The sequence below is a fragment of the Syntrophorhabdaceae bacterium genome, assembly GCA_036504895.1.
Classification (GTDB): Bacteria; Desulfobacterota; Syntrophorhabdia; order Syntrophorhabdales; family Syntrophorhabdaceae; genus PNOM01.
On sequence record DASXUJ010000087.1, the window covers coordinates 39381 to 48099 of the forward strand.

The 8719-nt window shown below is 51.6% G+C and carries 7 protein-coding genes and 1 pseudogene; 3 read left to right on the top strand and 5 right to left on the bottom strand.

The features are described 5' to 3' along the window. Window positions 1-309: 309 nt before the first annotated feature. From VGJ94_12340 to VGJ94_12355, 4 genes and pseudogenes are all read right to left on the bottom strand, one after another. Window positions 310-651: a hypothetical protein gene (locus tag VGJ94_12340; GenBank protein HEY3277401.1), complete on the bottom strand. Its 342-nt coding sequence runs from the start codon at window positions 649-651 to the stop codon at window positions 310-312. Beyond that, window positions 637-1077: pseudogene (locus VGJ94_12345) on the bottom strand (FAD binding domain-containing protein). Before VGJ94_12345 ends, VGJ94_12340 begins: the two are co-directional and overlap by 15 nt. Window positions 1078-1278: 201 nt before the next feature. Continuing rightward, complete coding sequence (locus tag VGJ94_12350) at window positions 1279-3576, bottom strand: xanthine dehydrogenase family protein molybdopterin-binding subunit (GenBank protein HEY3277402.1); 2298 nt, start codon at window positions 3574-3576, stop codon at window positions 1279-1281. Window positions 3577-3580: 4 nt separating this feature from the next. Next, the gene (locus VGJ94_12355) at window positions 3581-4111 is read right to left on the bottom strand and encodes a (2Fe-2S)-binding protein (protein HEY3277403.1); all 531 of its coding nucleotides are present in this window, start codon (window positions 4109-4111) and stop codon (window positions 3581-3583) included. A 285-nt stretch (window positions 4112-4396) separates the two neighbouring features. Here VGJ94_12355 and VGJ94_12360 point away from each other — a divergent pair, with 285 nt between their 5' ends. Continuing rightward, the gene (locus tag VGJ94_12360; GenBank protein ID HEY3277404.1) at window positions 4397-4984 is read left to right on the top strand and encodes a TetR/AcrR family transcriptional regulator; all 588 of its coding nucleotides are present in this window, start codon (window positions 4397-4399) and stop codon (window positions 4982-4984) included. A 343-nt stretch (window positions 4985-5327) separates the two neighbouring features. Here the strand turns inward: VGJ94_12360 and VGJ94_12365 are convergent, their stop codons facing one another. Beyond that, a complete protein-coding gene (locus VGJ94_12365; GenBank protein HEY3277405.1) occupies window positions 5328-5642 on the bottom strand; it encodes a HigA family addiction module antitoxin in 315 nt (104 codons plus the stop codon). 1003 nt (window positions 5643-6645) lie between these two features. Here VGJ94_12365 and VGJ94_12370 point away from each other — a divergent pair. Beyond that, window positions 6646-8217, top strand: a complete 1572-nt coding sequence (locus tag VGJ94_12370; GenBank protein HEY3277406.1) for a hypothetical protein — start codon at window positions 6646-6648, stop codon at window positions 8215-8217. Between the two features lie 75 nt (window positions 8218-8292). Next, window positions 8293-8719, top strand: a 427-nt coding sequence (locus VGJ94_12375) for a hypothetical protein (GenBank protein HEY3277407.1), incomplete at its 3' end; no start/stop codon positions are given.

Sequence of the window (8719 nt, forward strand, 5' to 3'; positions counted from 1 at the left end):
CGCGGGACGTAAGAGAATTGGTGATCAGTCGCAATGTGATGTACTCATTATAACACAACCGCTGTGGCAATGATAGCTACGGGGAGAGTCGACCGGGGAATGGTTTCCACTCGGACCGCGAGCAGCGCACCATCGAGCGCACTGACTGCTTGGCTCAGATTGAACCTACCGGTGAAACGACGCAATCCCGCCTCATAAAAAAGCCCTTCGTCCCGGGCAGGATGGACGAAGGGCTGCCCAAATGGCCATATTTCGCACCCCTTCCCTAAACCGCTTCTCTAATCGTGGGGAAACTTTTCCCTCTGTCCCTTAAGACGTTATCGCCCTTTTCACGAGGGTCTTGACGATCTCGACTTTATAGGCATTTCCGCTTAAGGGCTTTGCCCCCTCCACGGCCAACCGGGCGGCCTCCTCTGCCACCGCGTTGTCGATCATTCGCCCGGTGAGAAATTCCTCTGCTGCCGTCGGCCGAAAAGGCCCCGGGGCCACCGCGCCAAGGGCAATGCGGGCTTTGGAACAGACGCCTTTTTCCGTGGTCAGGACGGCTGCAACGCTTGCAATGGCGAAATCTATCGGTATTCGCAGGGTAAACTTGAGAAATACCTGCTGCGCCTGATCTGCTATTTCTGGAATTTCAATCTCTCTTACCATCTCGTGTGTTACAAGAGCATTGCCGAGGGGAGCATAAAAGTCTGAGATGGCCACCCTTCTATCCCCGGTCGGTCCTGCGATTACCACCTGCCCTTCCAGAGCGGCAACAGCCACGGCAACATCCGAAGGGCAGACGGCAAAACATTTCTTTCCGCCTATTATCGCATGGTATCGGTTGTCGCCGCGCACGGCAAGGCATGTCCCTTTCCCTTTGCGCAGACAGTCCATAGGACCGCCGACTTGTCGAGGGTATCGGTAATACCAGCATCGCACGTCCTGACAGAGATTGCCGCCTAATGTGGCAGCGTTACGGATCTGGGGCGTAGCCACCGAATGAGCGGCGAGGGCGAGGGCCTCGAACTTCTTGCGGAGAAGGGGTGATTTTGCCATGTCGGCGAGCTTCGCGAGGGCCCCTATTTTCAGCGTACCCTTTTTCCTCTCTTATGTAGTCGAAATCGGCGATAGTCTTTATATTGATGATTGTTTCAGGGTAAAGGGGAAGAAATTCATCTTTCAGCATGCCGAAAAGATCGGTGCCGCCCGCGATGAGACGGGCCTTCCCTTCATAATCTTTCATGGCAGCGAGGGCGGCCTCTATTGTGGGAACACTGATGTGGGCAAAAGATCTCATAAAGCACCTCCTTTACGGCCGGAGGGAATCTTCCCGAGGGCCCTCAAAATCTTGTCCGGCGTGAGGGGGTATTCGTGCAGCCATGTGCCGACGGCGTTCGAGGCAGCGATGAGGACTGCAGTCGGGCCGGGCGCTGTCGCAACCTCTCCGGCCCCCACCGCGTGAAAACGATGGGTGGGAAAAGGGGTTTCAAGGACCACATTGTCGATCTGGGGCAATTCGGAGAAGCTTCGCCATTTGTAGTCGATCATATTCGCATTAAGTATGTGCCCGGTGGAACGGTCAAGCACTATCTCTTCGAAGAGTGCGCTGTCGATCCCTCCCGAACCGAGACACCCGTTGAGCTGGCCTTCGAGACCCTGGGGGTCTATGATCCGGCCCACATCCGTGGCATTCACGACACGCACCAGATCCACCTTCCCGGTCTCCGTATCGACCTCTACCTCGACAAAGGTGGTCATGCAGTTGGACATGGTATAGTCTGCCTCAAAACGCCCCAAACCGGTTACGGTGCGGTCGGCCCCTATCACCCTCCAGGGTATTTTCCTTTCAGGATTGGAACGGGCAAAGACCATCCCGTCCATGGTGTCCAGGTCGTCCGGCCCTGCCTGAAGCTCGGGGGCGATTATCTCGAAAAGCTTCTTCCTCGCATCCTCTGCCGCAGCGATCATGGCGCTTCCGATCGCGTAGGTGCCTCTGGACCCTGCGGGCCCGAACTCGTAGGGGTTAAAGAGCGTATCTGACGGCGTCATCGTCACCCGGTCCAGGGGCAATTGCAGGACTTCCGCCACCATCTTCTGGAAGTTGCTCCACTGTCCTGTTCCATGCTCCGTCACGTTCGAATTGATGAGCGCCGTCCCGTCCGGACGAAGATGGACGTGCACTTCCGAAGAATCCTCTCCCACGTCCGCGTTTCCGTGTGAGGCCACACCCACCCCCCTTCGCGTGACGCCCTTTACCGAGGAAGGCTTAAGCCATCCCTTCCATTTTTCCTTCCAGCCAAAGCGCTCGGCGCCCCGGTCCATGGCCTTGCGGTAATCAGCTCCCCTGTAGGTATACCAGATACCGTCTCTCCAAAAATAACCCTCACCCGGTTTTACGAAGTTCTTCTTGAAAAACTCCAGCGGGTCGACGTCAGCCTTCTGCATGGCGAGGGAGAGAAGGGGGATGAGGGCGCATTTGAGCTCCTGGCCGCCGAAGCCACGCACCGGCCCTGACGCGTTGCGGTTGGTGCAGACGATCACGGGTTTTAGATTCCAGTTGGGGCACCGGGCCATAATCTGCGCCTCCCCTGATCCGACCGCAACCATGAACTGGGTACTGTAGGAGTAATATCCGGTATTGACAAACCATTTGCCCGACACTGCGGTGAGAGTCCCGTCCTTCTTCATGCCCACTTTCGCTCGCATCCGCGAGCCAAGCCTGATAGTAAACGTGGCGAGGTGTTCCTCCTTGGTCAAGATCAGTTTTACGGGTCGGCCTGTAGCTCTGCTCAGGGCTGTTGCGTAGGCTTCCACCTGCCACGACATAGTCCGTGATCCGTAACTCCCTCCGCAGGGACCGCCATGGACCCTTACATCTACTTTTCTGCCAAAGGTAAAATAAAGGGTGATCTTATCGAGGTAGGGGAACTGATTTACGACCCAAAGATCGACTTTGTTCGGTTCCTCCCACAGAGCAACTACGCCGGGAGGCTCGGGAGGCATGGGGTTTGGCGTTCCCTCGTATCCGAAGGTTCCCTCGGTGATCACGTCGGCTTCCTCGAAGCCCTTCTCCACATCCCCTATGACGATTTCGGTCAGCCCTTTCGGTCCCAGGAGAGTGTGTCCCGGCGTTACGACGTTGCCTGGAAGTTCTTCATACAATTGGGGAGCATCAGGTTTGAGGGCCTCTTCCACGTCATAGACAGCGGGCAGGATTTCATACTCCACATCGATAATACCGAGCGCTTCCCTGGCTACCTCCTCGCTGGTAGCCGCGATCAGCGCGACCGCATCGCCCACATAGCGGACCTTACGGTCAAGGATGCGCACTATACGCGGCGTGCCTGCCTTCCAATCGGGAACATCCTCCCAGGTAAGGACCGCTTTCACTCCCTTCAGCTTGAGGGCCCGTGCCTTATCGACCTTTTTAATGAGGGCGTGGGGATGGGGGCTTCGGAGCACCTTTCCGTAAAGCATGTCGGGGAATCTGATCTGTTTGATGTCGTTGAGGAATTTTGTTCCTCCCGTGACAATATCCGTAGCATCTCTCCTGGGTGCTGTCTTACCTATATATCTGTATGTGTGTGCCATTGCGTCACCTCGTCATTTCTGAAGCCGCGATGACGGCTTTGACTACCTGGTAATGGCTGATGCATCGACAGAAATTCCCGGAGAGCGCTTCCTTCACCTCGTCCTCAGTGGGGCGGGGGTTTTCATTGAGAAGGGCTTTTGCGCTCATGAGGATGCCGGGGGTGCAGTACCCGCACTGGAATGCAGTATGATCTATAAATGCTTGTTGAAGAGGATCGAGAACGCCGGATACAGGGTCTCTGAGGCCCTCGATCGTCTGTATCTTCTTTCCATCGCACTCCACCGTGAGGGTCATACAGGAAAGGAGGGCCTTTCCCTCGATGAGTACCGTGCAGCACCCGCATGCACCATTGTCGCAGGCGACCTTGGTGCCCACAAGTCCCAGTGTCTCCCTCAGGGTATGGGCCAGGGTCGCGGAGGCTTCGACTTTTTCGGCGCCTTCCCCCACCTCCAGTTCATAGGTTCTGCCGTTCACTACGAGCGTGATGAGAGAAGACTCAAAAGACGCCTCCCCGGTTCGTTCTGTTCTTTCCATTTCAATCCTCCTATCTGATATCTATTGCGTGGCCCATCCCATCGTGAGCACCTTTACACAGATCACAATTTACATACATGTAAGTTTAATTATACTTTACACATGTGTCAACTACTATTTGTCTTATAACCTAATATCATGATGTTAGATGGCATTAACTGAAGTTTGACAAAGTCCGTTGGCAGTGGTAAAATAAATTTACCTATCCATGATGCCAATTTCAGCAGATGACGGGGGTGCAAAATCAAGAAAGAAAATCAACAAGGCCTGACGAGGGACAGGATTATCCAGGCAACGCGGAAAGTCCTTGTGAAGAAGGGAAACGCCGCTTCCGTTTCGACAATCGACATCTGCGCTGCGGCAAAGATTACCAGGCCAACCCTCTACAGTTACTTCCGCGGTAAACGCGAACTTCTCATGGCTGTCCACGGGGCGGCCATGGAGCGGGATCTGAAACCCTACATCGAAAAAGCCGCCTCTATCGGGGACCCGGTGGAAAGGCTTACCTACATGGTGCGCACCTATACCAAAGAGATCATCTGTGTCCACCCCGAACTCCGGGTCCTCATACACGATACCCTGACCGTCAAGGATAAATATTTCCGTGATGTGAAAACAGAGTGGAAGAAACACTATTTTCTTCTTCGAGACACCATAGGACAAATCCAGTCGGAAGGCAGAATAAGCCCGACCATCGACCCTTCCCTCACCGCCCTCTTTTTACTCGGGATGTTGACATGGACCACATACTGGTTCGACTTTGACCATAAGAGCGGCATCGATAAGGTCGCCAATCTGGCGGAGCAACTGGTTTTCAACGCTCTCGGCCTCAAGAACCAGACGTCCAAGCCCGATCATTCCGCCGGCTTCTAATCGCCCGGTACCATCAAGGAAAGCCGCATCGTCCCCTCAGAGGGCAATCTTTTGAGCAGAAAGGGGCCGTCCTTGATATATATTGATATTTGATACTTTCAACCCCTCCCTTCAAAGGGCATCATGCTCCTCAATCTCTTCCTTTTCTTCAATTATAGGGCTTCATTCAATGCTCCGGATGACGAGATCAGGAAGCGCGCCGGTCAGGTCTATAAAATCCCCTTCTTGTAAACCCGTTAATGCGTTAATGCGTGAAAGCGTTGATGCGTTAAAGACACGCAAGTCGTCTCAAATTCGACCGAATCCGACCGCGTCGTTCTGGGCGGGGAGGATGTCGATAAACTTATGCGGCGGGTAGGCGCACGATACGCTCAATCTCCTCCTTGTGCCGCGTCCCGGCTTCCCACAAATCAAAAGCCTGCTGGGCGTTTAACCAAAACTCCGGGCTATTGCCGAAGAGGCGAGCGAGCTTCAATGCCATGGTTGAAGTCATAGCGCGCCGCTCCCGAAGTAATTCATTGACTGTCTGCCGGGATGTCCCGAGGGCTGCGGCAAGGGAGGCGACGGTTAAGCCATAGTCAGGCATAAAGTCCTCTCGAAGCATCTCTCCGGGGTGTGTCGGCTTTATTTTCCTCATGCCTTCATTTTTGATACTCATTGAACACCTCTTAATGATAATCTGTTATTTCAACATCATACGCATCTCCGTCGGCAAATCTGAAACAGATACGCCACTGATCATTTATGGAAATAGCGTACGTTCCTTCCCGATCTCCCTTCAATCCGTGAAGACGATTGCTCGGGGGCACTCTCAAATCATCGATGCATGTCGCCAGGTCAACATACTCCAACCTCCGTACGGCTCTCCTGATGATGTCAGGTTGCAGCCGTTTCGATTTCCCCGCCGTGAATAACTCCTTAGTATGTTTATCAGCAAAGGTCTTTATCACTATCTATGTGTAACACGTCACGTGACACACGTCAAGGGAACGTTTTCAAACTGTTCTGCAGATTTTAACGAGGGGAAAGCAAGTCATGCACCGTTTCCGCGGAAAAGCCCTTTTGGGGGCTCCATGGGGGGCATAGCTGACAAACGTGACAATGTATATCTGCCAATTCCGCAGGCCGTCCGTTCGGCTCCTTTAGGTAGTTAGTCACTCCTTAAGGCTTTTTACGTCCGTGGAAAGACGGAGCGTACCACGACGCGATGCCTTTCTCTTCGTAACCTTGTTTGCTCAACACGGGGCAATGTGTCCTCGTCGGATCGGTACAGTTCACCCTCTTTGCCCTTTTTGGTGGAGCGGCAGGTTTTACCGGGGTTTGGCGCTCAGGAGGAATAACTTCGGCTTATGGGGTGAAGGGGCCCTAGGGGTAGTTGACCAGCGTGACAACGTATATCTGCCAATTCCGCAGGCCGTCCATTTGGTTCCTTTAGGCAGTTAGTCAAGTTTGTCAACTACGTCCCCCACAGTATTACTTGGGCTTGTTCCGCCCAACTATTCTGCTCGCCCGAGTATTTTTAGCTTGAAATTTTGTAAGATATGGAACACAATAGAATCCAAGCAATAGATACTCAATAAAAGATGGGTTCGCTCCGTCTGTAAGAGCGAACCGCTTCATCACTTCATGATGTTTTAATTTGAATTAATTTAGGAACTCCTGTGTCTAACCGTTATCTGTATGACAAGCTTACACAAATGAATCCTGCTCTTGCGGGTGAATTGGATAACATTTATAAAGAAACGCTCAAGATGTGGGCTGAGCAAGCCTTCCGACTATATACGGCGCACGGGCAACCACACATTGAGCAAGTAGAGCAGAATCTCGATAATTTAACGCGCCCTCTTATGGAATCCGCGATGCCATTGGAGCCGGAAGAGATTTATGTTCTGTTAGCAGCTTGCTGTTTGCATGATATCGGGATGCAGCTCGATGAGCCTGATGCAAGAGAAAAACATGCGCAATATGCCTACGATCTTATTCTTTATTCTTCGGCCCAGATAGGCCCGGAAGTAAGGCGAATCACTCTACCAATCACCGATACTAACCAGCGCCAAGCTATAGCTCTTATCGCCAGAGCGCACTGGACAGATTTTGCTCTAGCGCTTGATTCGGAAGATTACATTTTCAACAATCGACGGGGGCGACTCCGGCTTTTAGGGACACTGCTTGCACTGGCAGACCTATTAGATATTTCTCCGGTTCGCGCACGGTATTTTCGAACCATTCACCGCCTTTACGATTTAAACCCCGTATCTGAGTTGCACCAGGTTAAGCATGCCCTCGTCAAGGGATTTCAAATCGTAACGCCTAATCCGATGCTTAGAAACGAGCTACAGTTTCAACTTTCTTGGCATAAGGACGACGATATCGTACGCGATATGGCGGATTGGATCATGCAGTGGTTTAATTCGCAGTGGAGACAGTTGAGCCCAGAGATCTATGAAATGTCCCGCGGTACTATTGGTTGGGCAAAACCGTGGGCAAAAGTTGCGTTCAACGCTCAAAAAGGGCCGTTGCCGGATTTGAAAGTTGATGCTCTTAACATACTTAAGGCGGAAAGAGCTGAACAACGCCGTATCGATCGGGATCTAATTGTTGCAAGATTCAGGGGGGCAATTCAAAACGGAGAAACGAAGCTTTTCTTGTTTTCAAAAGACCCTGATTTTGATGGACGTGAGCTCACAAGATGGTGCGAGGCAGATGCAAGTCTGCAGAACGGATGTTTAGTTGCACGCGCTGATATTCAGGCGAATATCCCATTGGATTTAGCGAGTATTGTTTCGCAGCTTATGGAACAATTCGGCAGACACATGGCGCAAAGCTCAGATATTGACGCCTTGGAAGAGCTTCGAGCCTTCGCATCAACAACTGAAAAACCAATCGTCAGTATCATTATTACAGATCAATATCGAAGCGATATTATAAATCGACTGCTCAGGACTCTTGCCCTGCGGCCTGATACAAATCCTCCTGTTGCTAGGGTTTGTTTGTATCTCTCGACTGGAGCAAGGGGGCCGAAAGAACTTCTCGGGGTTGAAATTGAAGACTTTGCTGGCTCCTTTTTCACTCGTGAAGATGTAGAAAAGCATTTGAAAACGAATTGGGGTTACACTGATAATGAGGCATGCGAAATATGCGATAAAATGTCTGGAATAGGCATCGATAGAGAACCGGGAAAAATCTATAATTATATTAATTGGCATTGCGGGATTTCGTCGCTTTACGAGTAAATTAGGACATGGTGAAGCCGTGCAGTTGTATTTATCAAAACACGATGATAAAATATAGATAAGCAGGATATGAGCATGCCTCAATCAGCAGTTTCGGAATATATTGATCTGCTCTCAGGTGATGAAAAAGCTAAACGCGCGCTTTTCGCCTGTTCAGCAGCGCTTTCGCTTAATGATGCGATAGCCCGACAAGCGATAGGCTTAGTGACCCAGAGCGATGGTTCAACGGAAAGCCTCCTTCGACGTGTAAAGAGTTTAGGCTGTGTATGGACGCAATGGGACGGTACTTGGTATATTGCTGAAGATATCCGTCCTCACTTATTAGAGCATTTATCTGAAAATGTACCGGTAGAGACTCAACTCCTTCTTCGCAAACGTCTGTTGGAACTGGCAGAAAATAGTGCGCAAGCCTATTCTTCGGATGGGCAAATAACCGCTTTCAGAAAGCACCGTGCAAAATTTGAAGCCGCTTATCAACGTACGCTCATTCCTGATCAAACTG

Bases quoted from the DNA above. Each gene is read 5' to 3' on its own strand.
- VGJ94_12365 (HEY3277405.1), bottom strand. From the start codon at position 5,642: ATGAGTATCAAAAATGAAGGCATGAGGAAAATAAAGCCGACACACCCC.
- VGJ94_12350 (HEY3277402.1), bottom strand. From the start codon at position 3,576: ATGGCACACACATACAGATATATAGGTAAGACAGCACCCAGGAGAGAT.
- VGJ94_12355 (HEY3277403.1), bottom strand. From the start codon at position 4,111: ATGGAAAGAACAGAACGAACCGGGGAGGCGTCTTTTGAGTCTTCTCTC.
- VGJ94_12340 (HEY3277401.1), bottom strand. From the start codon at position 651: ATGGTAAGAGAGATTGAAATTCCAGAAATAGCAGATCAGGCGCAGCAG.